Source organism: Acinetobacter sp. 102, from assembly GCF_037028485.1.
In the GTDB taxonomy this organism is placed as follows: Bacteria; Pseudomonadota; Gammaproteobacteria; order Pseudomonadales; family Moraxellaceae; genus Acinetobacter; species Acinetobacter higginsii.
In genome coordinates this window covers 94,134-117,408 of sequence record NZ_JAZEZK010000002.1, presented here as the reverse complement: position 1 = coordinate 117,408, position 23,275 = coordinate 94,134, and the positions used below count along the sequence as shown (strand labels likewise).

Sequence of the window (23,275 nt, the reverse complement as noted above, 5' to 3'; positions counted from 1 at the left end):
ATCAGGCTTTGATTTTATATTAAAAACTCATGTGTTATCGCGGCTGCTGAACCCGATCGACTCATGAGTTTTTTAATATGGATGATGTATCACAACAACGTAATCGAGCGTGGCGACGTAAACAAAAATTTCTATTTCGTGGTCGAGACTGTAGGCATAGTTCTCTATGTTGGAAGCCACCTAAACAATGGAAATATCTGTATACACGACAAGATAAACTTGCACGTGCCAAGCAATTAAGAATTGAATATCCTCGAATTTCCAAAGCAAAATATTTACGTGAAGCCCATTTCAACTCTTGGATTTAACATACTGAACACTCTTTTCATTTGCAGTCGCAATCAATGGCGCAGTCCTACAGCCGAACGTATTTTCGCTCAAGGGTATGGTCTACATACCCGTTCAGCGGGAACCAGCCGCCACGCCAAACATACAATTTCACTCAAAGATATCGCTTGGCCGAGCAAATTTTTGTGATGGAATCTCGACATAAACAGCAAATCAAACAACAGTTTTCCAAACAGCTTATACATAAGAAAGTGTTTGTGCTCGATATTCCCGATGACTATCACTATATGGATGCTGAACTAATCGAATTGCTGCAATTGGCAATGCAGCCTTATTTGAAATAAAGTTTAACGATCGTTCTTGTCGAGAATCGAAATGAAGGTTATTGTTCACCTATTCCCAATACAACCGATTTATCATGAAAATAATGATCAAAACATGGTTATCTGTACTCAGTCTGAGCCTTCTCAGCGTACAAAGCCTGCATGCAGATAGCAAAACACTGGAACGAAACTTCAAACAGAATTATCCTGATATTCCAGTCAAATCAGTCAGTCCCTCTCCTTTACCGGGTATTTATGAAGTCTATGCCGCAGGTAAAATTATCTATACTGATGAAACAGCCAAATACCTATTTTTTGGTAACCTCCTCGATGTCAAAAATAAGAAAAACCTAACCGAAGAGCGCTTGGCTGAATTTGGTAAAATTGATGTTAAACAGCTGCCACTCGATCAGGCCATCAAATATGTAAAAGGTAATGGGGAACGTATCCTCTATGTCTTTAGCGACCCTGATTGCCCTTATTGCCAAAAGCTTGAGCAACATATGACTTCGGTTGATAATGTCACCGTGTATCTGTTCTTGTTCCCGCTTAAAAGACTACATCCTCAAGCAGAAACGATTGCGAATAAAATTTGGTGCTCGAAAAATCAGTATGAAGCTTGGGAAGACTATATGCTGCACCGCAAAGCACCTAAAAATGCTGCACAGTGCGAGACTCCAATACAGAAAAATCTAGCCTTAGGTCAAAAATTACAAATCGATGGGACACCAACCTTATTCTTGCAAAATGGTATGCGACTTTCAGGTAGCCCGCAAAATGCTGAACAGATTGAGCAACTTTTACAAGAAGCCAGTCGCTAAAAATAAAGATAAAATATGAAGGCTTGTTGACCATTTTGCCACAAATGACTCACAAGCCATTCTTTTAAAATTAATTCCAATTAACTGATTTTAATTAATTTAATAAAAAATAAGATCAATATCACTTTTCTCCTTTGCTACGATTTATACAAAATCCATATTTACATTTTTCAGCAAGCTTTTATGATGGGAACAGCATATTGAGTTCTGCTATGCAAAGGATGAAAGCAGATCAACATGAAAGGAAAAAATAAACATGAAAAAATTGCTTATCGCAAGTTTAATGACGATTGCAAGCCATGCAACATTCGCAGCTGCCCCTAAAACGTCAACGATTAAACCTGATCCTGCATTTACTAAAGCGACTCAACTTTATGAAGCAAAGGATTACCCTGCTGCCTTCCAAGAAATGCAACGCTTAGCCACAACAGGAAATAAGCAAGCTGTCTATAATCTTGGTTATATGACTCAACTTGGCCAAGGTACAGTAAAAGATGATAAAAAAGCGTTGCAGTATTACCAAGAGGCATCTAATAAAGGCTATGGACCAGCAAGCTATGTCCTAGCGCAGGCCTACCATAAAAGTACGCTTGGCTTAACACATAATCCGCAAAAATATAAAGAGTATTTAGATAAGGCCTCGACTCAAGGCTCAGATGAAGCAACTGTTGAGTTTGCTGATTTATTATTCAGACAAGGAAAACCTGAATATGACCAAATTGCCATTCAGAGGTTGCTCCCTTTACTGCGAAAGGACTATTATCCAGCGAAGAATTTAAAAGCAGTATATGATCTTGGCATTGGCGTAAAGAATAAAAACCCTTTCATGCAACAACAAGCTGTTGAAAGCTTGAAAGATCTTGCCAAGAAAAACTATGCGCCATCTCTAATGATTTTGGGTAACATGCTCGCCAACGGCAATATTATCGATCAAGATTTAGAGCAGGCAAAAAATATTTTCTCTCGTTTAGCTGAAGCAAACTATCCCAATGCGAAAGAATCTTTAGCCAAGGTTGAAGAAGCAATGGCAGCAAAAAAAGCAGCAACTAAAAAGTAGAAAACAAAGAGCAGCATAATAAATGCTGCTCTTTTCACTTAGAACTGTTTACTCACTTTAATTCCAGCACTCCAGTTACGCCCATCTGCAGGTTCATAATATCGGCCATCTTGAGGTTTTTGATTTCCACTACTATCGTTAATAATGACCGAACCAACATAATTTTTATCAAATAGGTTATCTACTCGGGCAAAGCCATTAATGCCCCAATCTGCATATTTCCAAACATATCCCGTATAGACTGAAGCAACGGTGTAACTTGGCGCTGCGTCACTATTGATATCATTGACATAAACTTTATCCATATACTGCGCATCTACACCAGCATAGAAACCCTGTTCTGGTTGCCATGCAATACTCATAAAAGCTTGGTTCTTGGCAATCCCCGGAATTCTATTACCAGATGGAATACCAACAGCAAGTACCGCCCCTTTTTCATCCAATTTCACTGGAATATCAGCATCGAATTTGGCATCCAAATAACCATAACTGGCATTCATTTCTAAGTCTTTCCAGAGCTTTTTATTCCATGCCAACTCACCCCCTTGGCGCAAGGTTTTATCAGCATTCCGAAAGGTCGCACGTCCATTTGAAGTGCCTGCTGAAACAATATCATCTTTGGTTTTACTTTGGAAAACAGCCAAGGTGAAATCACCTAGCGGATTTTGTGATTTTAAGCCAAGTTCATAGTTATCGCTGCTTGATGGTTTGAGATCAAAGTTAAATCCAGATTTATCCTTATCTGCTTGATAAGCCATTTCAGTAAAGGTTGGGGTTTCAAAGCCTTTGGCGTAGCTGGCATAAGCCAATAACTCAGGTGTAATTTGCCAGCTTAAGGCAGCCGATGGTAACACCTTGTTATAATCCGTTTTATCACTATCATTACCATTGCTTAAATAATGATCCTTAGATTTATAATGCACATTGCTATAACGCACACCAGTATCTAAACGCCAAGTCGGTAAAAACTGCCAAGAGGCTTGTAAATAGGGATCAACGTTCCACAAGGAATTGTCTTCATCGCGACGCAATGTGCCTTTCACCCCATAAGATGGCGAACCATTAATGAGATTAAAGTTCTCATACCCTTTACGATCTTCATCCATGCTATCAACCGCAAGCCCTGCGCTGAAGCTTGTATTCGGCAATAGTTCTTTACCTGTCCAACGGAAATCAGCACCATAATAATTGCGTTCAAAATCAATCACACCACCCGCATGATTAGGATTTTTTTGCGCGGATTGGGGAATTGATTGATATTGAGTCACCTGACGATTGCCAAAATACGCCATGGCATACAACTCATGTTGATCATTAATCGGTTTAGACCAAGTCACACCCGTTTGCGTTTGCTCAATGTCTTTACGAACGTTATATTCATTATTCGCATCATTCACCTGACGCGGATTTTGCTGCCATTGAGTTCGATTTAAGCCTTGTGGATCATCGGCATGAATCTTGACATAGTTGGTGATCCAATTAATTTTACTACCATCATCCAAGTTCCACGTCAGTTTCGCATTATTTAAGACTTTTTCTGCACTGCTGTGGTCTCGATAGCCATCGGTATCAAAATACGAGGAACTGATGATATAGCTCGGTTCATTTTGATTTTTTGCCCCCCCCTGTAGTACCAGCCCTGCACGATTCTTGTTATGACTGCCACCCGCATAACTCATCTCAATCGAATCTTTGCCCTGACCTTCTTTGGTCGTCGCCAAGATCGCCCCACCTGATGAGTTGCCATATAGTGATGAAAATGGCCCCGTTAAAACTTCAAGATGGCTCAAGCTACCCAAATCAATATTTGAGGTTTGACCTTGACCATCTGGCATCGTTGCTGGAATACCATCGGTATATAAACGGATCCCGCGCACACCAAAGGTAGAACGCGCACCAAAACCACGCATCGAGAGCTGCAAATCTTGCGCGTAATTTTCGCGATTGCGTAATTGAACACTTGGAATCCCTTTCACCACTTCGGTTAAGTTCACCTGCGCAGATTGATCATTTTGAGGCATATCCACTCTAAAGATCGATGCAGGGGTTTGCATATATGTGGTATTGGTTCGTGTCGCTTCAACTTTGATCGTTGGAAGCTGCACCGCTTGATCCGCATCTGATTCAGCTGCCCAGACAACGCTACTACCCGCCCCCATACACATTGCGACGCAACCGTATAAAAGGTTAATTTTCAGTGAAGGCATGAAGATTCCTTATTTCTCAAAATTTCGAAAGGATGATTTTTAAAAGTAAGCATCTGATTATTTTATATTTGTCTTACATCATTAACTTTAGCCAAAATCATCAATAATCTGGTTACTGATCGGCATTGGTAAATAAAATTAAATACCATCATAATTGTAAGTGAAACATTTGCCCTCATTGTATTGTTGTTGAAACAACTTGAGCTTTCTATGCCCGAACTTCCTGAAGTTGAAACCACCAAAACCAGCCTGCTGCCGCTGTTGCAACAACGTGTTCAAGCAGTCAACGTCTTAAATGCAAGTTTACGCTGGCCGATTCCAAACGATCTCAATAAGCTAGTTGGACAACGTTTGATTCAACTTAAACGTCGCTCGAAATATATTTTAGCTGAATTTGAACAAGACCATATGCTCTGGCATCTGGGCATGTCTGGTAGCTTTCGTCTATGTGAACCCAATGAAGCACTCAGAAAGCATGACCATCTGGTGATTGATTTTGAAGATCTGCAACTTCGCTACCATGATCCACGACGCTTCGGCTGTATTTTGTGGTTAGACCAACAGAATCAAAGTAAATTAATCGACACGCTTGGTCCTGAACCACTCAGTGAAGACTTTAACGCAGCTTATTTACACGGAAAGCTGAGTAAAAAGAATGTCGGCATTAAAATTGCTTTGATGGATAACCATGTGGTGGTTGGTGTCGGCAATATTTATGCGACTGAAAGTTTATTCAACATCGGGGTTCATCCAGCACAACCTGCTTCGACGCTGAGCAAAACACAAGTGGAAAAGTTGGTCATTGAGGTTAAACGCATCTTAAAACAGGCGATTGACTTAGGTGGCTCAACCTTACGTGACTATAGCAATGCGATGGGTGAAAATGGTTATTTTCAGCAGACGCTTTTGGCCTATGGGCGTGCTGGTGAAATGTGCGTGAATTGTGAAACCACATTAGAAAACATGAAATTAGGTCAGCGTGCCAGTGTATTCTGCCCACAATGCCAGCCACTGAAGTTAAAAAAAGCGTAAGCTTATGAAATGTACAAAGGAGAACACAGCATGCAAACTGCGATTGTTCGACATATTCTAGTTAAAGACAAAGACTTGGCTGAGCAGCTAAAAAAACGGATTCAGTCGGGTGCGGATTTCAGCAAAGTTGCCAAGCAATATTCAACTTGTAATTCAGCAAAACGTGGTGGTGAACTTGGTGAAGTCAAAAAAGGTCAGTTGGTCCCTGTGATCGATAAACTGGTCTTTAGCGCAGCAGAGCGTATTTTACATGGTCCGATTAAAAGCCAGTTTGGCTTTCATCTAGTCGAAGTCAAATTCCGTATGGATGGTTTGAGATAATCGCTGGGTTTGAGCTTAAATTCTGATTTAAGCTCAACAGCCTGTTCTGTGAATAAACCTTTTAATCCTGAGGCTTCATCACATAAGTCCATGCCAATGTTGTACCGCCCTCAAACAACTTAACCTGAACCTTTACACGTTGATATTGTATCCCTTCAAAATCATCCAACATTTGCCAATTCTGTTCTAACTTATCCGTACTAAATAGATAGCCCTCAACCAAAGGATCTGCTTCATTCAGCACCATTGCAGGCAAACCTTGATCTGGTCCCCAATCCAGAATATGAATGGTGCCATGCACCGAAGCCTGCTGCCAGTCCCCCCCGATTTCCCCCAAAATATGGGCATTTTCTCGATTTGGGCACAGGGTGCCGTAAACAAATAGTCGATTCACGACGATTCCTTTTAAGAATTTTTTAGATTTTAGCACGCCATGAAATAACGTTTAAAATGAAATTTAGTGGTCAAGGCTTACACTAGCGATTTTATTTTTGCTATGCTTCTTGCTATAAAAGAAATCATATTTTTCTAACTAAAATTATGAATATTAATAAATTTTAGTTAAATGAATTTATTTTTAATCTAATAAACTGACTTAAAATTGAGGAAAATATAATGGGGATATATAGCAAGTATCGTTTAGGGGTTCTAAGGGGGAGAAATATTGTTCTCGTTAGAGAAAAACAACAAATCATTCAAAGCCTATTTGACGATCCGCTTATAGATCCATTCAAAGAAATGATGGAGGCTATTACGTTAGATGGTCAAACCAAACAAGAAGCAAAATGGTATGATTATGACAAACATTTATTAGCTTTTAGTAAGAAATACGCTGATTTAAGTTTTGTATTAGGTCTTTCTGATTGGAATGATAAATATGGAAAAAATGAATATTTTTTCTTATTTAATCAAGGAGAAAGTCAATTTCATGAACCTAAATTTCTAACTGATGATTTGATATTTGGAGATTTACATCTCCCTTCTTGGTTTATTTTCCAGCCAAATACTTGTGTTTTCTTTGATGATCTTGATGATTTCTTAGCTAATATCATCCAGCAACATCAAGATGATCTAACTAGTATCACAATTCCTTTTAAAAGATTCGATGATTTGTTCGACATCGAAAATCAACTGAAAAGGGATACCATTTTTAAAAATACTTCTAGAGTAACAGATAACTTAGAAAAGCTATTTCCGCACTTCCACGATATTCGCATCGCTTTAAAAGTTACTTTTCCATCCAATCAGTTTTCATTATTTTTAGAAATTTCCGAAGCCCATATTTTCGAGGTTACTTTCTAATCTACGCAAAAAACGGCATCTTAGATGCCGTTTTTTACAAGATGACTTAACCTTGTTTCTTCAACTCATCACGAATTTCACGTAACAATTGAACATCTTCCGGTGTTGCTTCAGGCTCAGGTGCAGCTTCTTCTTGTTTGCGGATACGGTTCATCACTTTCACCAACAAGAATACAACCCATGCCAATAACAAGAAGTTAATCAGAATGGTTAAGAAGCTACCATAAGCAAATACATTCAGTCCTGCATCCTGTGCAGCTTTCAGGGTTGTCACATTGTTCGGGTTGTCGCCGAGGATAAGGAACCAGTTGGTGTAATCCACATCACCACCCAAGATCCATGAAATCACCGGCATCACGATATCTTTCACTAATGAATCAATGATTTTACCGAAAGCACCACCAATGATGACACCAATCGCTAAATCCATCATATTGCCTTTGATGGCAAATTCTTTAAATTCTTTAATAATACTCATCTATAACTCTCCAGAGTTGAACTTGATCGCAACCTGTTTTTGCATTGTTTATTACACAGGCGCAGTTATCCACATAATGTTGATAATTTAATATTTTTATCAAAAAAAGAAAGTTATTTCACACTTTAACAACACTTTTTATTTTAATAAAAATATGTGTTTAAGCATGTCCCTCCCCTTAGGTTTATGCAATAAAAAACCGCTAAATAAATTTAGCGGTTTTGTCATTTTTCAGTGAAGAAAAATTATTTATCACGATTACGCTTACGTTCGTTTTCAGTTAAGTAACGCTTACGAATACGAATCGATTTTGGAGTTACTTCAACTAATTCATCATCTTCAATGAATTCAAGCGCTTGTTCAAGCGTGTATTCCATTGCAGGTGTTAAAGTCAAAGCTTCATCAGTACCTGATGCACGAACGTTAGTTAACTGCTTCGCTTTAGTTGGGTTAACAACCATGTCATCAGAACGAGAGTTAATACCGATGATCATACCTTCATATACTTCTAACTGTGGTTTAGCGAATAAACGACCACGGTCTTGAAGTGTGAAGAGTGCATAGCCCAAGCAAGTTCCTTGAACCATAGAGATCAACACACCGTTTTGACGCTTCGCAACAGTACCTGCTTTTGCTGGACCGTAATGCGAGAAGCTTGATGTCATGATCCCTGTACCAGAAGTCATGGTTAAGAATTCTGAACGGAAACCAATCAAACCACGTGAAGGTACAGTTGCTTCAATACGGATACGGCCTTTACCGTCAACTTCCATATTGGTCATCTCACCTTTACGGAAGCCCATTTGTTCCATTACAGAACCTTGGTGTTGTTCTTCAACGTCAAAAGTTACGTTTTCGAATGGCTCTTGTTTTTCGCCATCGATTTCTTTCATGATTACTTGTGGACGTGATACGCCCATTTCGAAGCCTTCACGACGCATGTTTTCGATCAATACTGAAAGGTGAAGTTCACCACGACCAGAAACTTTGAAACGGTCTGGGCTGTCAGTATCTTCAACACGTAATGCTACGTTGTGAATCAATTCACGATCAAGACGTTCACGAATGTTACGTGAAGTTACAAACTTACCTTCTTTACCAGCAAATGGTGAGTTGTTTACTTGGAACGTCATCGAAACTGTTGGCTCATCTACAGACAATGGCGGTAAAGCTTCTACATTCTTCGGATCACAAATCGTGTCAGAAATGTTTAATGCATCAATACCTGTAATACAGATGATGTCACCAGCTGATGCAGATTCTACATCAACACGCTCTAAACCGTGGTAACCCATGATTTTTAAGATACGACCGTTACGAGTCTTACCTTCTTTATCAATTACAGTTACTTGAGTGTTTAATTTTACTGAACCGCGTTGGATACGACCAACACCGATTACACCTACGAAACTGTTATAGTCAAGTGATGAAATCTGCATTTGGAATGGACCATCAACATCAACTGCTGGTGGTTCAACGATATCTACAATTGTTTGGAACAACGGTGTCATGTCTTCCGCTAATTCTTCTGGTGAAGGACCAGCAACACCACGAAGACCAGAAGCATAAACGATTGGGAAGTCTAACTGTTCGTCTGTACCACCAAGGTTATCAAATAAATCAAATACTTGATCAATAACCCAATCTGGACGCGCGCTTGGCTTGTCGACTTTGTTGATAATCACGATTGGCTTCAAACCACGTGCGAACGCTTTTTGCGTTACGAAACGAGTTTGTGGCATTGGACCTTCTTGTGAGTCTACAAGAAGCAATACGCAGTCAACCATCGACATTACACGTTCAACTTCACCACCGAAGTCGGCGTGTCCCGGGGTGTCCACAATATTAATGCGGTATTCGGTGTTTGTACGTGCGTCTAACCACTTGATTGCAGTATTTTTTGCAAGAATGGTAATACCACGTTCAGACTCAAGCGCGTTAGAATCCATAACACGTTCAATCTCGCCTGCGCGATCACCAAGAGCACCTGATTGTTGTAAAAGTTTGTCGACTAGAGTCGTCTTACCATGATCGACGTGCGCAATAATGGCAATGTTACGGAGAGTTTTAATATCTGACATGTAAAATTCGATACGCTTTAAATTTGAGGGCAAATTATACAGAAAAATACTAAACTTTAGTAGTGACAGTTTATTGACAGTGCACTTTTTTTCTGACGAAGTGTCATAGAATCGTTGGTAAAGCGAACTAACTCTATTAGAATATTCCACTAATGCCTCTCGCTTTTTATACTCCCATGTCGAATTCACAACCTCAGCAGCAGCTTGATCTGGTCTACGGACTCAATGATCGACCGAAACCTTTTGTTGCATTTTTAGCCGCTCTACAGCATCTTTTGGCGATTTTAGTCCCGATTGTCACCCCTGGATTACTGATTTGTTTAGCACTTGGCGTCTCTCGCGAAGACACCAACATGATCCTTTCGATGTCTTTAATCATTTCAGGAATTGCAACCTTTTTACAGTGTAAAAAGGTTGGTCCATTTGGTGCGGGACTCCTCATTGTCCAAGGTACAAGTTTTAACTTTATCGGCCCAATTATTGGTATTGGGAGTGCGATGGTTGCTGCGGGTACCCCTGTTGAGCAAGTCATGGCAGCCATTTTTGGTGTTGTGATTGCGGGTTCATTTATTGAAATGGGCGTTTCTCGAATTTTGCCATGGGTAAAAAAGCTGATTACGCCGTTAGTCACAGGTATTGTGGTGCTGTTGATTGGCCTTACTTTGATTAAAGAAGGCTTGATTAGCATGGGCGGTGGTTATACCGCAATGCAGGACAATACTTTTGCCAATGCAGATAACCTGATCATGTCATGTACCGTACTTGGTATTATTATCCTGTTAAATCGTATCAAAATTATTTGGGTGAAAAGTTCAGCAATTTTAATTGCACTGGTGATTGGCTATATTCTTGCTGGATTCATGGGCCATTTAAACTTTTCAGTACTCAATGATGCACCTTTAATTCAAATTCCAACACCGATGCATTTTGGACTCAGCTTCTCATGGAGTTTGTTCATTCCAATGGCATTCATCTATTTAGTTACTTCTCTCGAAGCGATTGGTGATGTTACCGCGACCAGTAAAATATCTAATCAGCCGGTCGATGGCCCAATCTGGATGCAACGGATTAAAGGTGGCGTACTCGTCAACGGTGCCAACTCTTTCCTGGCTGGTATCTTCAATACCTTCCCAAGTTCTGTATTTGCCCAAAACAATGGCGTGATTCAATTGACTGGTGTGGCAAGTCGTTATGTCGGGATTTGGATTGCAGTACTTCTAGTTATTTTAGGGCTATTCCCTGCTGTTGCTGCCGTGATTCAAGCCGTGCCGCAAGCGGTGCTTGGTGGTGCTGTCATGGTCATGTTTGGCGCAGTTGCTGCTTCTGGAATCAATATTCTCTCTAGTATTCACCTTGACCGTCGTGCTTTGTTAATTATTGCGATTTCGCTCGCTTTGGGTTTAGGTGTTGCACAAGTACCTCAAATCCTTGAGCACCTTCCTGAATTATTTAAGAATATTTTTAGTTCAGGCGTCGCAACAGGCGGTATTGCAGCCTTGATTTTAAATATTGTTTTACCTGAAACACATAAATAATCATCCAACCATCACAAGTGCCCAGTTTCACGACTGGGCTTTGTTTTTGATGAGAGATCAAAATGGATCCACGTAGTGAAGTTGTCATCAGACAACAAGATTATTTAAGCGGGCAAGTTTTACTGATTAATGCCCCAAATGATCAACTCGCCAAAACTTTACCCAATAAAGTCCAAGCCTCAGTATGGACTTGGAATTATGCTGATCATCAAGGTTTTATCAGCTCTGGAATTCGCTCTCATTTTTCCGTGGAATTCCCACAAGCAACGTTTGATCAGGTTGTTATTTTCGTTCCAAAGTCTAAAGAACTCCTGAATTATATTCTGCACGTTGTCGTTAGCCATTTAAAACTTGATCAAAATATTTTTCTGGTTGGTGAAAAAAAAGGTGGCGTTGAGCGGGCAGCAAAACAATTATTGCAATATGGCAAAACACTAAAACTTGACAGTGCACGTCACTGCCAACTTTGGCAAATGAAGATCGAAAGAACAGAGCAGTTAAAACCACTTGAACACTGGTTAAAAACTTATACAGTTCAAATAGATCAAGAACAGTTAAATATCTGTGCCTTGCCTGGTGTATTTAGTCAAGATCATTTAGATGTCGGAACAGCCGTATTAGTCCCTTACCTTAGTCAAGTAAAATCAGGTAAGATTGCCGACTTTGGTTGTGGCGCTGGAATTATTAGTGCCTATTTGGCCAAACTAGATTCGAATCGGCAAATTTTTGCACTTGATGTTGATGCATTTGCATTACGGTCTACTGAACTGACCTTTCAACGAAATGGTCTCAATTTAACTCAGTTAAATCTGCAAGCTGTCACCGGTTTTGTAGATGCACCGAATGATTTAGATGCGATCGTCAGCAATCCGCCTTTTCATCAGGGAATTCATACCAATTACGATGCGAGTGAGGAACTTTGCCAACGTGCGAAAAGACATCTGAAAAATTCAGGTGAATTATGGATCGTAGCAAATCGTTTTCTAAACTACCCTCCTCTGATTGAACAAAGCTTTGGTGAGTGTCTGGTGAAAGCCGATCAACAAGGATTCAAGGTGTTATATGCCTGTGCAAAATAAACATTTTAAGGAATTTTTATGAGCGATACATCTGCTCCTCAACACCTTCAGCGCAAGCTCGGGGCTCGCCACCTGAACATGATTGCCATTGGTGGATCGATCGGCACAGGCTTATTCCTTGCTTCAGGTTCAACCATTGCCACTGCGGGTCCAGGTGGTGCGTTATTGGCCTATGCCCTCATCGGTATCATGATTTATTTCTTGATGACCAGCTTAGGTGAGTTAGCCACGCACAATCCAACGTCTGGTGCATTCTTTACCTATGGTAGCCGCTATGTCGAAGATGGCTTTGGTTTCGCCTTAGGTTGGAACTATTGGTATAACTGGGCGATTACGGTAGCCTTTGAACTGGTTGCAGTTCAGTTCATCATGAAGTTTTGGTTCCCTGATATTCCAGGTTTCTACTGGAGTGCCATTTTCCTTGCCATCATTTTTGGAATTAACGCCTTAACAGTCAAAGGGTTTGGTGAAAGTGAATTCTTATTCTCTTTGATCAAAGTGATCGCGATTATCGTGTTTATCATCATTGGTATCTGGATGATTTTTAAAATCATGATGACACCAAATGTATCGGTATTTCAGCACTGGACTTATAAAGAAGCGCCTTTTGTGGGTGGTTTGCAAGCCTTAATCGGTGTGGCCATGATTGCTGGATTCTCCTTTCAGGGAACTGAAATGGTTGGGGTTGCCGCAGGTGAATCGAAAGATCCTAAAAAGACCATTCCATTGGCAATTAAACAAATCTTCTGGCGTATTTTACTGTTCTATATCCTTTGCATTTTCATCATCGGTACGTTAGTCAGCTATGATGATCCACTGCTATTAAAAGCAGCGCAAAGTGAAGATATTGCCCTCTCACCATTCACCTTATTGTATGAAAAAGCAGGCTTTGCCTTTGCAGCAAGTTTGATGAATGCGGTTATTCTGAGTGCGATCTTATCTGCTGGTAACTCGGGCATGTATTCTTCTACCCGTATGCTATTTGATATGGCAAAACAAGGTCGTGCACCTAAGTGGTTCTCAAGACTGGATGGCCGTGGCGTACCAATGAATGCACTCTATGCGACCACTGCGGTTGCTGCACTGTGCTTCCTAACCACCTTTATTGGCGAGAAACAAGTCTTTAACTGGTTACTCAACATGTCTGGGATGTGTGGTTTCATTGTCTGGCTAGGTATTGCGATTTCACACTACCGTTTCCGTAAAGGTTATATTGCTCAGGGTTATAAAGTTGAAGATCTGGCTTACCGTGCCAAATTTTTCCCATTTGCGCCTTGGTTTGCATTTATTCTTTGTTCAATTATCATTTTAGGTCAAAACTACCAAGCTTTACTTGGCGGAAAAATTGACTGGTTAGGTTTAATTTCAACCTATATTAGTATTCCATTATTCTTAGCGATTTGGCTGGGGTATAAGTGGAAACACAAGACCAAACTGATTGCATATAAAGATATGAATGTGAAAGAAGGCGAATAAAAAACCGCTTTTTACTTGACCCAATTGAAAATATGAGTAAAATCTCGCTCATATTTTCAACGGCACCATATGATAGGAGGACGACAACATGCCATTACCACAAGGAACCACACAATAAGGTTTGGCACTGTCGACTCACGGACAAGTGTACAAATCGATTGATCACTTGTCCGAATGCTCTATTCAACCTAGCATTCGCTAGGTTTTTTTATGCCTATTCGGACGAAAAATTAAAATATCCCGAGACAAGAAAATGGGCATACAAAAAATACTCAATGCAGATGCACAATATGGCGTTCCAGTGAAAATCTTCACCAACGATATTGATAGCGAAAGTATTGAACAACTGAAAAAAATGGCACAACTGCAATTTGTTTATTCACATATTGCCGTGATGCCTGATGTACATGTGGGTAAAGGTGCTACCGTAGGCAGCGTCATTCCGACCAAACACGCCATCATTCCTGCCGCTGTAGGTGTTGATATTGGTTGTGGAATGAACGCAATAAGGCTCAATCTAAAAGCGTCACAGCTTCCAGACAGCCTTGCACCGCTACGTCATGCAATCGAACGCAAAGTCCCTGTAGGCTTTGAATTACACAAACAGGTGAAAGCAAAAGCTTCGAGCATTATTCCGCTTGAAAAACGCTTACAACCGATCATTAAAAAACATCCCGGCTTAGTTCGAATGTTAAGAAAGTTTGATGCCACTTGGCAGAAACAACTGGGAACTTTAGGTGGTGGTAATCACTTTATCGAACTCTGCCTTGATGAAAATCAGGATGTCTGGGTGATGCTACATTCAGGCAGCCGTGGCTTAGGCAATGTCATTGGAACCTACTTCATTGAACTGGCAAAGAAAGAAGCTCAGCATCGATTTGGACATGTACCAGATAAAGATTTGAGTTATTTTGCGGAAGGTTCAAATAGCTTTAATGATTATGTGGAAGCCGTTGAGTGGGCACAAGAATATGCGTTTGAAAATCGACGTGAAATGATGCGTCTAATTTTAGAGGCAATTCGACCATTACTCCCCCCTTTTCAAATGACCAAAGAAGCGATTAATTGCCACCATAATTACGTCAGTCAAGAAACTCATTTTGGTGAGGATCTCTTAATCACACGTAAGGGGGCAATTCGAGCGGGCCAAGATGAATTAGGCATCATTCCTGGCTCAATGGGAGCACGCTCCTATGTTGTAAAAGGTAAAGCCAATCCTGAGTCCTTCTGTTCATGCTCACATGGCGCAGGACGCAAAATGAGCCGCAGCAAAGCCAAGCTGCTGTTTAGCCAAGATGACTTGATTCAGCAGACTCAAGGCATCGAATGTCGCAAAGACAGTGCGGTGATTGATGAAATTCCTGCTGCTTATAAAGATATTGATCAAGTCATGGCCAACCAATCTGACTTGATTGAAATTGTGCATACCCTTAAACAAATTTTATGTATCAAAGGATAATCAAATGAAACTCAAAGAAATGCCAAAAATTAAGGTCCGTAATCCTGTAGCGCTTTCACCTTTATTACACAAAGGTGGAGTTCATGAAACCGAGAAGCCTCGAGCACAACATCGTCGTGAAAGACAAAATACTAAGCAGCAGTTAAAAAAAGAGATATGGTAAATAATTGATAGTGATTGAAATACCTTAAACCCATTAAACAAAAAGGAGAATCCCAATGTTTTATTACTTAAATCCCTCATATAAAAAAAGCGACTCTGACGAGTCGCTTTTTTTCAGTTCATAAACCCAAATTACTGAGCTTGTTGACCTGGTTGTACTAAAACAGTACGGCTACCAGAAATCGCAGCGAATACGCGACGGTTCATAGCACGACCTTCTTTAGTTTTGTTGTCAGCAATCGGTTGATCCCAAGCGAAACCTTGAGTTGTCAAACGAGTTGCATTCACGTTGTATTCATTTACAAGTGCTGACTTAACAGAGTTAGCACGTGCTAAAGATAAACGTTCGTTCAACTTACGTGGACCAGTGTTATCTGTGTGACCTTCAATACGAGCAGTCGCATTCGGGAACTCAGCTAACTTCTCAGCAACTTTAGCGATTTCAGTTTTGTATTGTGGTTTGATAACAGATTTGTTCGTATCAAAGAAGACACGAAGTTCCATGTTAAGATCTTCAGTTAACTCTTGTGGTTGTGGAGCAACTGGAGTTGGTTCAACTGGAGCAACTTCTACCACTGGAGCAGCAGCAGGTTTCAAGTGACCACCAACAACAACTTGAAGTGCTGCCAAGGCTTGACCTTCCCACCACTTATTGTCGTAGTTATAAACTGCACGACCTTCTGTACGAAGTGTTAAAGCATCGTTTACTTGCCATAATACACCACCACCTAAGTTGCTGATTGTGTCATATGAACGACGATCCCAACCTGGGTTATCTACTGTAATTTTAGAATGACCAACACCTAATAAAGCATACGGCTTGATTTTACTGTCATAATTACCAGTAAACACATCAGCAGTAGCAATTGCATTCAAACTTAAAGTTTGTTGCTTAGCATCCCACGGCTGACCATTAAAGTTAGTTTTCTCATTACGAGCTGCGTCAGCTTTCGTTTGTTGATATTCAATCTCTGCTTGTAACCAAGGAGTTAACTCAACACCAATTGCAGCACCAACAAGTAAATCACTTTGTAACGCAACGCCATTTTTTAAGCTTCCAGCATCACCACGACCCTGAGGATCACGATCTTGCAAAGTATCACGCATCTTGTCCTGAGCATTCTCAGGGTACCAGTGATAACCAAGCATTAATGGAGTGACTGTTACACCCGCATTCGCAGCAGCTAAAGGAGCAGCAACAAGCATAGCAAGTGCAATACGACTCATTTTCATGGAATATCCTCCAAAAAACAAAAAATTGTTTGTTCTCTAAACTCTAATAGTTTTTGAATACTGAGAAATAATCTTATTGTATCTTTTTCAGTCATTCACTTTATGTTGAATCATACAAATACCTGATCAATTTTCCAAGTATTTGACAACATTTAGTTAGCAGCCACTGAAAAAACCACTTATTTCTCTCCCAAAAATCTAGAAAATTCTATTTTAACAACATCTAATAAAGCTGTGAGAGCTTATCACTTTTTAATCAAAATTTTAACAAGGTATCAAAATCTTTTCAATAAAACTAAATAATTCCCACAATGTATCCAAAGTTAAGGCAAGATTATTCTAGTTTTGAATCCTTATGTTTTAGTTTTACATCAATGCTACAAAAACCTATATATCCATAAAAAAAAGCGACTCTGACGAGTCGCTTTTTTTCAGTTCATAAACTCAAATTATTGAGTTTATTGACCAGGTTGTACAAGAACAGTACGGCTACCAGTGATCGCAGCGAATACGCGACGGTTCATAGCACGACCTTCTTTAGTTTTGTTGTCAGCAATCGGTTGATCCCAAGCGAAACCTTGAGTTGTCAAACGAGTTGCATTCACGTTGTATTCATTTACAAGTGCAGACTTAACAGAGTTAGCACGCGCTAAAGATAAACGTTCGTTCAACTTACGTGGACCAGTGTTATCTGTGTGACCTTCAATACGAGCAGTCGCATTCGGGTATTCAGCTAACTTCTCTGCAACTTTAGCAATTTCAGACTTGTATTGCGGCTTGATGTCAGACTTGTTCGTATCGAAGAATACGCGAAGTTCCATGTTAAGATCTTCAGTCAACTCTTGTGGTTGTGGAGCAACTGGAGTTGGAGCAACTGGAGTAACTTCTACTACTGCAGCTGCAGGTTTCAAGTGACCACCAAGAACTACGTTTAAGCCAGCAAGTGCTGTATATCTCCAATACTTCTCATCAAAGTCGTAAGTACCACGAGCTTCTGTACGAAGTGATAAAGCATCGTTTAAACGCCAGAAAGCACCTAAACCAGCGTTACCAATAGTATCTTTCTTAACTTCATAGATACCATCAAAATCAGTTTTAGTTTGACCAGCACCTAATAATACGTACGGCTTAATTTTGCTGTCATAGTTTTTAGTGATTAGGTCAGAAGTTGCATAGAAATTACCAGCAACTGTCTGTTGTTTATATTCAGCATTAGCTACGCCAGTACCGTCAAGATCACCTTTCACTTGGTTATATTCAACTTCAAAACCTAACCAAGGTGTTAATTCAACGCCTAATGCAGCACCAACAAATAAATCATCCTGCAACTCAGCATGAGTTGTTAGGTTGTCATTATTATGCTTACTGTCTTGCCAGCTATAACCAACCAATAATGGAGTTACAGTTATGCCCGCATTCGCAGCAGCTAAAGGAGCAGCAACAAGCATAGCAAGTGCAATACGACTCAATTTCATGGATATCCTCCAGAGATAACAATTGTTTTGTGTAAGCTCAGCCTATGATTTTTCGTCCTGAGAACACAGGTGTTCTACAGTATTATTTTTTCAGCTATTCACTTCACTTTGAATCATACAATCACTTGATGAATTTTCCAAGTGCTTGATAACTTTAACCTCATAAATTATTGACAAAATTTCTTACAATTTCCGTTGTAGTTCAGTAAATTTTCAATTCCCATCGGGTATCTGATTGAATTATTGTTCAGGAACTTGTGCTTTAGTATATCTTAATTTTTTTTTTAGAAATACTCACTAGCAAAATTAAGTTTTCATTTAACACACTGTTAATAAAAAAATTAATAAAAATAGATAGGTAGAATATGTTTAAACCATTTGGCTTTACTTTGATTGAATTAGTCATCACCCTTGGAATTCTGACAATTTTGATTACTGTTGCAATCCCCCATTTTCGTGAAATGATGATCTCTACTGAAGTAAACTACCTTAAAAGAATCCTCACAATTCATATACAAAAAGCAAAAACGGATGCACAACTTCATCATAAAAATGTGATGCTGTGCCCAAGTTCAAATTTTGAGAACTGTGACACAAATTGGAATAAAGGTTTTATCGGATTTATTGATATTAATCGAAACAACCAACGTGATCAGAATGAGACTCTCCTCTTTAGCGTCCCTTTGAACCATAAATATGGTTACCTCAACTTTAGGTCTTTTGGACGAAGCCCCAACTCTCTTGTTTTTCAAGCTGAGAACGGCCTTCCCTTTGCCTCCAATGGCAGCTTTGTCTACTGCTCTGAATCCCCTCAGCACCATACTAAGATTGTTTTAAGTCGGATGGGCAATATTCGCTTTGAAAAGTTATCAAGTTGCTAAAAACTCTTCAGTCTAGCCTAAAATGGGTAAAACACTTTATTCCAATCCTTTTTTTACTATACTGCTTAAGTTTGGAACATTTTTATAAATTATAAGTGTGGAGACACATCATGACTGATATCGTAATCGTTAATGGCGCTCGTACAGCAATGGGCGGCTTCCAAGGTGCATTATCTGGTGTTACAGCGCCAGAATTAGGTGCTGTTACCATTAAAGAAGCAATTGCCCGTTCTGGCCTGCAACCAACTGATGTAGAAGAAGTAATCATGGGTTGTGTTTTACCTGCAGGCTTAAAACAAGGCCCTGCGCGCCAAGCAATGCGTAAAGCAGGCTTACCAGACTCTACCGGTGCAGTGACCATTAACAAACTGTGTGGTTCTGGCATGAAAGCAGTGATGCAAGCAGCAGATATGATTAAAGCAGGGAGTGCAGAGATCGTGGTTGCAGGTGGTATGGAATCAATGACCAATGCACCATATGTATTACCGAAAGCACGCGCTGGCTACCGTATGGGTCATGGTGAAATTAAGGATCATATGTTCCTTGATGGTTTGGAAGATGCTGAAACTGGTCGTTTAATGGGTTCATTTGCCCAAGATATGGCGAATAAACGTAGCTATACCCGTGAACAGATGGATGACTTTGCCATCCGTTCTTTGCAGCGTGCACAAAAGGCGATTACTGAAGGTTACTTCAAAGATGAAATCGTTCCTGTAACAGTTTCTACCCGTAAAGGTGATGTGGTTGTTGATCAAGACGAACAACCATTAAGTGCAAAAATCGATAAAATCCCATCATTAAAACCAGCATTTGCAAAAGATGGTACGATTACTGCTGCGAACGCAAGTTCAATTTCTGATGGTGCATCAGCCTTGGTATTAACCTCAAGTGAAGTTGCGGCACAACGTGGTTTACAACCTTTGGCAAAAATTCTGGCAACTGCTTCTAACTCTCAACATCCTTCTGAATTTACCATTGCCCCTGTCGGTGCAATCGAAAAAGTATTGAAAAAAGCAGGCTGGGATGCGCAAGATGTAGATCTATGGGAAATCAACGAAGCATTCGCCATGGTGACCATGTGCCCAATCGATGACTTCAAATTAGATGCTGAAAAAGTCAATATCAATGGCGGTGCATGTGCATTGGGTCACCCTGTTGGCTCTACAGGCTCGCGTATCATCCTGACATTAATTCATGCGCTTAAACGTACCGGCGGTAAGAAAGGCATTGCAGCCCTATGTATCGGTGGTGGTGAAGCGACTGCGGTTGCGATTGAATTAATCTAAGCCCTTTGAATGCAATAAAAATCCTGCTTGATGTAGGATTTTTATTTTTTGGATTACAAAAAATAATGCACCCATTGTTAAATTCCCGATAAGTTATGCTGTGTATAAAAAAACAACAAGGAGTACAACATGCAACTTAATCATTATCTAAATTTTAAAGGACAAACAGAACAAGCATTCAATTTTTATAAATCTGTGTTTGGTGGTGAATTTGCCATGCTCAGCCGTTATGGCGATATGCCACCTACTGAAGGCGTCAGCCTTTCAGAAGCAGATAAAAACTTGGTTTTACATGTTTCCCTACCCATCAATGAATTTACCGTATTGATGGCTTCAGATGTTAATGATCAATTCTGCGCTCAAAATAGCGTATTTACCCAAGGTAACAACCACTATATTTCAATTAATCTTGATCCTGATGAACAAGACGAAGCACAACGACTCTTTAATGCTTTATCTGCAAATGGCCAAATTGAGATGCCCTTAGAAAAAACCTTCTGGGGTGCGCTCTATGGCGCATTCACCGATCAGTTTGGAATCAAATGGATGATCAATTGTCAGTTAGATGAATAATCATTGTGAACTTAGCAATTAAAACAAAAAAAAGCTGAACCTTAGTTCAGCTTTTTTCTTTCAATCTGCTTATGCGCCAGTTTGATAGCTTGCTTGTGGTACAGCAGTCGATGCTTGATAAGGATTGGTAAAATCTTGAAGCCCAGCAGCAGCTTCATGAATATCTTTCCCTTCTTTGACGACAAAAGTATCAAAGCCAGAACGTTTTAAATAGTTTAAAACATCCTTAAAGATATCACCGACTGCACGTAATTCACCTTGATACCCTTGGCGACGTAATAAGGCAGCGAATGAATAACCACGGCCATCATTAAAACCAGCAAATTCAATAAAAATGGCATCGAGCTCATTCAATGGAAATTGATGTGTTTCAGGCGAATCATTCACTGTAATGTAAAGCGCCTTTTTGCCTTGTACATTTGCCAATTGATCCAACTGCGCAGTTGTTACAACCACGTCACCTTGTGGAAGTACACCATCTTCTGCAATGACTTGATAAGTATTGTCTGCAATTGTGCCATCTTTAAAGAGCACTTGTAGCGTTGTATTAAGCATAAGCACGCTCCTTAAATGGTTGAATACCAACACGGCGATAGGTATCGATAAAACGCTCACCTTCTGTACGTAAGTCAAGGTAAGTATTCAAGATTTCATCAATCACATCTGGTACGACTTCAGCGGCAAAAGAAGGCCCTAAGATATCACCAAGTGATGCATCATGATCTGCATGACCACCTAAAGTGATTTGATAGAATTCCGCACCTTTCTTATCCACACCCAAAATACCGATGTTACCGACATGGTGGTGACCACAGGCATTCATACAACCCGAAATGTTCAGATCAAGTTCACCCAGATTATAAATAGTGTCTAGGTCATCAAAACGACGGCTGATCGCTTCTGAAATTGGAATCGATTTAGCATTGGCCAATGAACAGAAGTCACCGCCTGGGCAGCAGATAATATCGGTAATAAAGCCGATATGTGCACGTGCCATGTCGCTGTTTTCAAGCGTTTGCCACAATTCGAATAAATCTTTCTGCGGCACATCGACCAATGAAATGTTCTGTTCGTGCGTGGTACGGAACTCACCGAAAGTATATTTATCGGCCAAATCCGCAATTAAGTTCATTTCTTCACTGGTGACATCACCCGGTGCAATACCCGCACGCTTCAAAGAAATCGTAACGATACGATAACCTTTCACTTTATGTGCATTGGTATTGACGTTAAACCACTGTTTGAATTTCGGATGTGCAGCGAATAAGTCGGTGAAGTCCTGATCTTCTAAATCTTGATAATCAAATGGGGTAAATTCTTCATCCAATTTTTTCAAGATTTCAGGTTGAATCTTCAATGCTTCACGCGTGTGCTCAAATTCAGCTTCCACTTTTTGTGCAAACACTTCTGGTGTCAAAGCTTTCACCAAAATTTTGATACGCGCTTTGTATTTATTATCACGACGGCCATGTAAGTTATAAACACGCAATGTCGCTTCTAAATAAGCAATTAGATCTTCACGTGGTAAAAACTCACGGATCACGCTACCAATAATTGGGGTACGGCCCAGACCACCACCGACCATGATTTTATAACCCATCTCACCTGCATCATTACGTACCAGATAAACACCGATGTCGTGGAATGCTGTTGCAGCACGGTCTTTTTCTTCTAAAGCAGATACTGCAATTTTGAACTTACGTGGCAAGAAAGCAAATTCAGGGTGGAAGGTACTCCACTGGCGAATCAGCTCACAGGTTGGGCGTGGGTCAGCAATCTCACCTGCAACCACACCTGCAAACTGGTCAGTGGTGGTATTACGGATACAGTTACCTGAAGTTTGTACGGCGTGCATTTGTACCGTTGCTAGCTCAGCTAAAATGTCAGGTACATTTTCCAATGCAGGCCAGTTCAACTGAATATTTTGACGAGTTGAAACGTGGGCATAACCACGATCGTACTCTGTCGCAATTTCAGCAATTTTTCTGAGTTGTTTAGTATTCATCAAGCCATACGGCACAGCGATACGGAGCATAGGTGCATAACGTTGCACGTACAGACCATTTTGCAAACGTAATGGACGATATTCGTCTTCTGTTAATTTTCCAGCTAAATAGCGTTCTGTTTGATCGCGAAACTGAGCAACACGTTGGTTAATCAGTTGTTGATCGAAATCCGTATATAAATACATGGCGTATGGCTAGTC

General features: G+C 40.2%; 22 protein-coding genes and 1 pseudogene. 15 read left to right on the top strand and 8 right to left on the bottom strand.

Going from position 1 to position 23,275, the window contains the following annotated elements; all coding sequences use genetic code 11:
* Positions 1 to 77: 77 nt before the first annotated feature.
* From WA352_RS02775 to WA352_RS02760, 4 genes and pseudogenes are all read left to right on the top strand, one after another.
* Positions 78 to 308, top strand: coding sequence for a hypothetical protein (locus WA352_RS02775; RefSeq protein ID WP_004802911.1), 231 nt, complete (start codon positions 78 to 80; stop codon positions 306 to 308).
* Between the two features lie 4 nt (positions 309 to 312).
* Positions 313 to 632, top strand: a pseudogene (locus tag WA352_RS02770) (low molecular weight protein tyrosine phosphatase family protein).
* An 83-nt stretch (positions 633 to 715) separates the two neighbouring features.
* A complete protein-coding gene (locus tag WA352_RS02765) occupies positions 716 to 1,432 on the top strand; it encodes a DsbC family protein (protein ID WP_336141319.1) in 717 nt (238 codons plus the stop codon).
* 256 nt (positions 1,433 to 1,688) lie between these two features.
* Positions 1,689 to 2,489, top strand: coding sequence for a tetratricopeptide repeat protein (locus WA352_RS02760; protein WP_336141199.1), 801 nt, complete (start codon positions 1,689 to 1,691; stop codon positions 2,487 to 2,489).
* 38 nt (positions 2,490 to 2,527) lie between these two features.
* On the opposite strand, the gene WA352_RS02755 is transcribed toward WA352_RS02760, so the two are convergent.
* Positions 2,528 to 4,696: a TonB-dependent receptor gene (locus WA352_RS02755; RefSeq protein WP_336141196.1), complete on the bottom strand. Its 2,169-nt coding sequence runs from the start codon at positions 4,694 to 4,696 to the stop codon at positions 2,528 to 2,530.
* Between the two features lie 210 nt (positions 4,697 to 4,906).
* On the opposite strand from WA352_RS02755, the gene mutM reads away from it, so the two are divergent.
* Together mutM and WA352_RS02745 are read left to right on the top strand one after the other, a co-directional pair.
* Positions 4,907 to 5,728, top strand: coding sequence for a bifunctional DNA-formamidopyrimidine glycosylase/DNA-(apurinic or apyrimidinic site) lyase (mutM, locus tag WA352_RS02750; protein ID WP_336141194.1), 822 nt, complete (start codon positions 4,907 to 4,909; stop codon positions 5,726 to 5,728).
* Between the two features lie 30 nt (positions 5,729 to 5,758).
* Complete coding sequence (locus WA352_RS02745) at positions 5,759 to 6,049, top strand: peptidylprolyl isomerase (RefSeq protein ID WP_004802898.1); 291 nt, start codon at positions 5,759 to 5,761, stop codon at positions 6,047 to 6,049.
* A 61-nt stretch (positions 6,050 to 6,110) separates the two neighbouring features.
* Here the strand turns inward: WA352_RS02745 and WA352_RS02740 are convergent, their stop codons facing one another.
* A complete protein-coding gene (locus WA352_RS02740; RefSeq protein WP_336141193.1) occupies positions 6,111 to 6,443 on the bottom strand; it encodes a gamma-glutamylcyclotransferase family protein in 333 nt (110 codons plus the stop codon).
* A gap of 221 nt (positions 6,444 to 6,664) precedes the next feature.
* Between WA352_RS02740 and WA352_RS02735 the strand changes: the two genes are divergently transcribed.
* A complete protein-coding gene (locus tag WA352_RS02735) occupies positions 6,665 to 7,351 on the top strand; it encodes a hypothetical protein (RefSeq protein ID WP_004802894.1) in 687 nt (228 codons plus the stop codon).
* A 46-nt stretch (positions 7,352 to 7,397) separates the two neighbouring features.
* Here the strand turns inward: WA352_RS02735 and mscL are convergent, their stop codons facing one another.
* Both mscL and typA read right to left on the bottom strand, forming a co-directional pair.
* Positions 7,398 to 7,829, bottom strand: coding sequence for a large conductance mechanosensitive channel protein MscL (gene mscL, locus WA352_RS02730; RefSeq protein ID WP_004652374.1), 432 nt, complete (start codon positions 7,827 to 7,829; stop codon positions 7,398 to 7,400).
* Positions 7,830 to 8,074: 245 nt separating this feature from the next.
* A complete protein-coding gene (typA, locus tag WA352_RS02725; protein ID WP_017402215.1) occupies positions 8,075 to 9,910 on the bottom strand; it encodes a translational GTPase TypA in 1,836 nt (611 codons plus the stop codon).
* A 176-nt stretch (positions 9,911 to 10,086) separates the two neighbouring features.
* On the opposite strand from typA, the gene WA352_RS02720 reads away from it, so the two are divergent.
* The 5 genes from WA352_RS02720 (at position 10,087) to WA352_RS02700 (ending at position 15,622) form a co-directional block, all read left to right on the top strand.
* Positions 10,087 to 11,445, top strand: coding sequence for a uracil-xanthine permease family protein (locus WA352_RS02720; RefSeq protein ID WP_017402214.1), 1,359 nt, complete (start codon positions 10,087 to 10,089; stop codon positions 11,443 to 11,445).
* A gap of 62 nt (positions 11,446 to 11,507) precedes the next feature.
* Entirely contained in the window at positions 11,508 to 12,524 is a 1,017-nt protein-coding gene (locus WA352_RS02715) for a class I SAM-dependent methyltransferase (protein ID WP_336141187.1), read from the top strand.
* Positions 12,525 to 12,542: 18 nt separating this feature from the next.
* On the top strand, positions 12,543 to 14,000 hold the full coding sequence (locus tag WA352_RS02710; RefSeq protein WP_005206090.1) for an amino acid permease: 1,458 nt from the start codon (positions 12,543 to 12,545) through the stop codon (positions 13,998 to 14,000).
* A gap of 253 nt (positions 14,001 to 14,253) precedes the next feature.
* A complete protein-coding gene (locus WA352_RS02705) occupies positions 14,254 to 15,459 on the top strand; it encodes an RtcB family protein (RefSeq protein WP_336141185.1) in 1,206 nt (401 codons plus the stop codon).
* Positions 15,460 to 15,463: 4 nt separating this feature from the next.
* Complete coding sequence (locus WA352_RS02700) at positions 15,464 to 15,622, top strand: hypothetical protein (RefSeq protein WP_005206101.1); 159 nt, start codon at positions 15,464 to 15,466, stop codon at positions 15,620 to 15,622.
* A 131-nt stretch (positions 15,623 to 15,753) separates the two neighbouring features.
* On the opposite strand, the gene omp38 (WA352_RS02695) is transcribed toward WA352_RS02700, so the two are convergent.
* Together omp38 (WA352_RS02695) and omp38 (WA352_RS02690) are read right to left on the bottom strand one after the other, a co-directional pair.
* Complete coding sequence (gene omp38 / locus WA352_RS02695) at positions 15,754 to 16,854, bottom strand: outer membrane protein Omp38 (protein WP_171550177.1); 1,101 nt, start codon at positions 16,852 to 16,854, stop codon at positions 15,754 to 15,756.
* A gap of 458 nt (positions 16,855 to 17,312) precedes the next feature.
* A complete protein-coding gene (gene omp38 / locus WA352_RS02690) occupies positions 17,313 to 18,329 on the bottom strand; it encodes an outer membrane protein Omp38 (RefSeq protein WP_005206103.1) in 1,017 nt (338 codons plus the stop codon).
* 365 nt (positions 18,330 to 18,694) lie between these two features.
* Here omp38 (WA352_RS02690) and WA352_RS02685 point away from each other — a divergent pair, with 365 nt between their 5' ends.
* From WA352_RS02685 to WA352_RS02675, 3 genes are all read left to right on the top strand, one after another.
* Positions 18,695 to 19,210 carry a GspH/FimT family pseudopilin gene (locus tag WA352_RS02685; RefSeq protein WP_336141182.1) on the top strand — a complete coding sequence of 172 codons (516 nt, stop codon included), beginning with the start codon at positions 18,695 to 18,697 and terminating at the stop codon, positions 19,208 to 19,210.
* 110 nt (positions 19,211 to 19,320) lie between these two features.
* Positions 19,321 to 20,496 (top strand): thiolase family protein, encoded by a 1,176-nt coding sequence (locus tag WA352_RS02680; protein ID WP_336141181.1) that lies wholly within the window; start codon positions 19,321 to 19,323, stop codon positions 20,494 to 20,496.
* 129 nt (positions 20,497 to 20,625) lie between these two features.
* On the top strand, positions 20,626 to 21,069 hold the full coding sequence (locus WA352_RS02675) for a VOC family protein (RefSeq protein WP_004652388.1): 444 nt from the start codon (positions 20,626 to 20,628) through the stop codon (positions 21,067 to 21,069).
* Positions 21,070 to 21,138: 69 nt separating this feature from the next.
* On the opposite strand, the gene WA352_RS02670 is transcribed toward WA352_RS02675, so the two are convergent.
* The gene (locus WA352_RS02670; RefSeq protein ID WP_004802870.1) at positions 21,139 to 21,624 is read right to left on the bottom strand and encodes a DUF934 domain-containing protein; all 486 of its coding nucleotides are present in this window, start codon (positions 21,622 to 21,624) and stop codon (positions 21,139 to 21,141) included.
* Positions 21,617 to 23,260: a nitrite/sulfite reductase gene (locus tag WA352_RS02665; protein WP_336141178.1), complete on the bottom strand. Its 1,644-nt coding sequence runs from the start codon at positions 23,258 to 23,260 to the stop codon at positions 21,617 to 21,619. The genes WA352_RS02670 and WA352_RS02665 overlap by 8 nt, the downstream gene beginning before the upstream one ends.
* Between the last annotated feature and the right edge of the window lie 15 nt (positions 23,261 to 23,275).

What these genes read in the sequence shown, in the direction of transcription:
- omp38 (WP_171550177.1), bottom strand. Translation starts at nt 16,854, where the DNA reads ATGAAAATGAGTCGTATTGCACTTGCTATGCTTGTTGCTGCTCCTTTA.
- WA352_RS02670 (WP_004802870.1), bottom strand. Translation starts at nt 21,624, where the DNA reads ATGCTTAATACAACGCTACAAGTGCTCTTTAAAGATGGCACAATTGCA.
- WA352_RS02675 (WP_004652388.1), top strand. Translation starts at nt 20,626, where the DNA reads ATGCAACTTAATCATTATCTAAATTTTAAAGGACAAACAGAACAAGCA.
- WA352_RS02715 (WP_336141187.1), top strand. Translation starts at nt 11,508, where the DNA reads ATGGATCCACGTAGTGAAGTTGTCATCAGACAACAAGATTATTTAAGC.
- WA352_RS02755 (WP_336141196.1), bottom strand. Translation starts at nt 4,696, where the DNA reads ATGCCTTCACTGAAAATTAACCTTTTATACGGTTGCGTCGCAATGTGT.
- omp38 (WP_005206103.1), bottom strand. Translation starts at nt 18,329, where the DNA reads ATGAAATTGAGTCGTATTGCACTTGCTATGCTTGTTGCTGCTCCTTTA.
- WA352_RS02760 (WP_336141199.1), top strand. Translation starts at nt 1,689, where the DNA reads ATGAAAAAATTGCTTATCGCAAGTTTAATGACGATTGCAAGCCATGCA.
- WA352_RS02665 (WP_336141178.1), bottom strand. Translation starts at nt 23,260, where the DNA reads ATGTATTTATATACGGATTTCGATCAACAACTGATTAACCAACGTGTT.
- WA352_RS02745 (WP_004802898.1), top strand. Translation starts at nt 5,759, where the DNA reads ATGCAAACTGCGATTGTTCGACATATTCTAGTTAAAGACAAAGACTTG.
- WA352_RS02735 (WP_004802894.1), top strand. Translation starts at nt 6,665, where the DNA reads ATGGGGATATATAGCAAGTATCGTTTAGGGGTTCTAAGGGGGAGAAAT.
- WA352_RS02710 (WP_005206090.1), top strand. Translation starts at nt 12,543, where the DNA reads ATGAGCGATACATCTGCTCCTCAACACCTTCAGCGCAAGCTCGGGGCT.
- typA (WP_017402215.1), bottom strand. Translation starts at nt 9,910, where the DNA reads ATGTCAGATATTAAAACTCTCCGTAACATTGCCATTATTGCGCACGTC.
- WA352_RS02765 (WP_336141319.1), top strand. Translation starts at nt 716, where the DNA reads ATGATCAAAACATGGTTATCTGTACTCAGTCTGAGCCTTCTCAGCGTA.
- mscL (WP_004652374.1), bottom strand. Translation starts at nt 7,829, where the DNA reads ATGAGTATTATTAAAGAATTTAAAGAATTTGCCATCAAAGGCAATATG.
- WA352_RS02685 (WP_336141182.1), top strand. Translation starts at nt 18,695, where the DNA reads ATGTTTAAACCATTTGGCTTTACTTTGATTGAATTAGTCATCACCCTT.
- WA352_RS02700 (WP_005206101.1), top strand. Translation starts at nt 15,464, where the DNA reads ATGAAACTCAAAGAAATGCCAAAAATTAAGGTCCGTAATCCTGTAGCG.
- WA352_RS02705 (WP_336141185.1), top strand. Translation starts at nt 14,254, where the DNA reads ATGGGCATACAAAAAATACTCAATGCAGATGCACAATATGGCGTTCCA.
- mutM (WP_336141194.1), top strand. Translation starts at nt 4,907, where the DNA reads ATGCCCGAACTTCCTGAAGTTGAAACCACCAAAACCAGCCTGCTGCCG.
- WA352_RS02680 (WP_336141181.1), top strand. Translation starts at nt 19,321, where the DNA reads ATGACTGATATCGTAATCGTTAATGGCGCTCGTACAGCAATGGGCGGC.
- WA352_RS02775 (WP_004802911.1), top strand. Translation starts at nt 78, where the DNA reads ATGGATGATGTATCACAACAACGTAATCGAGCGTGGCGACGTAAACAA.
- WA352_RS02720 (WP_017402214.1), top strand. Translation starts at nt 10,087, where the DNA reads ATGTCGAATTCACAACCTCAGCAGCAGCTTGATCTGGTCTACGGACTC.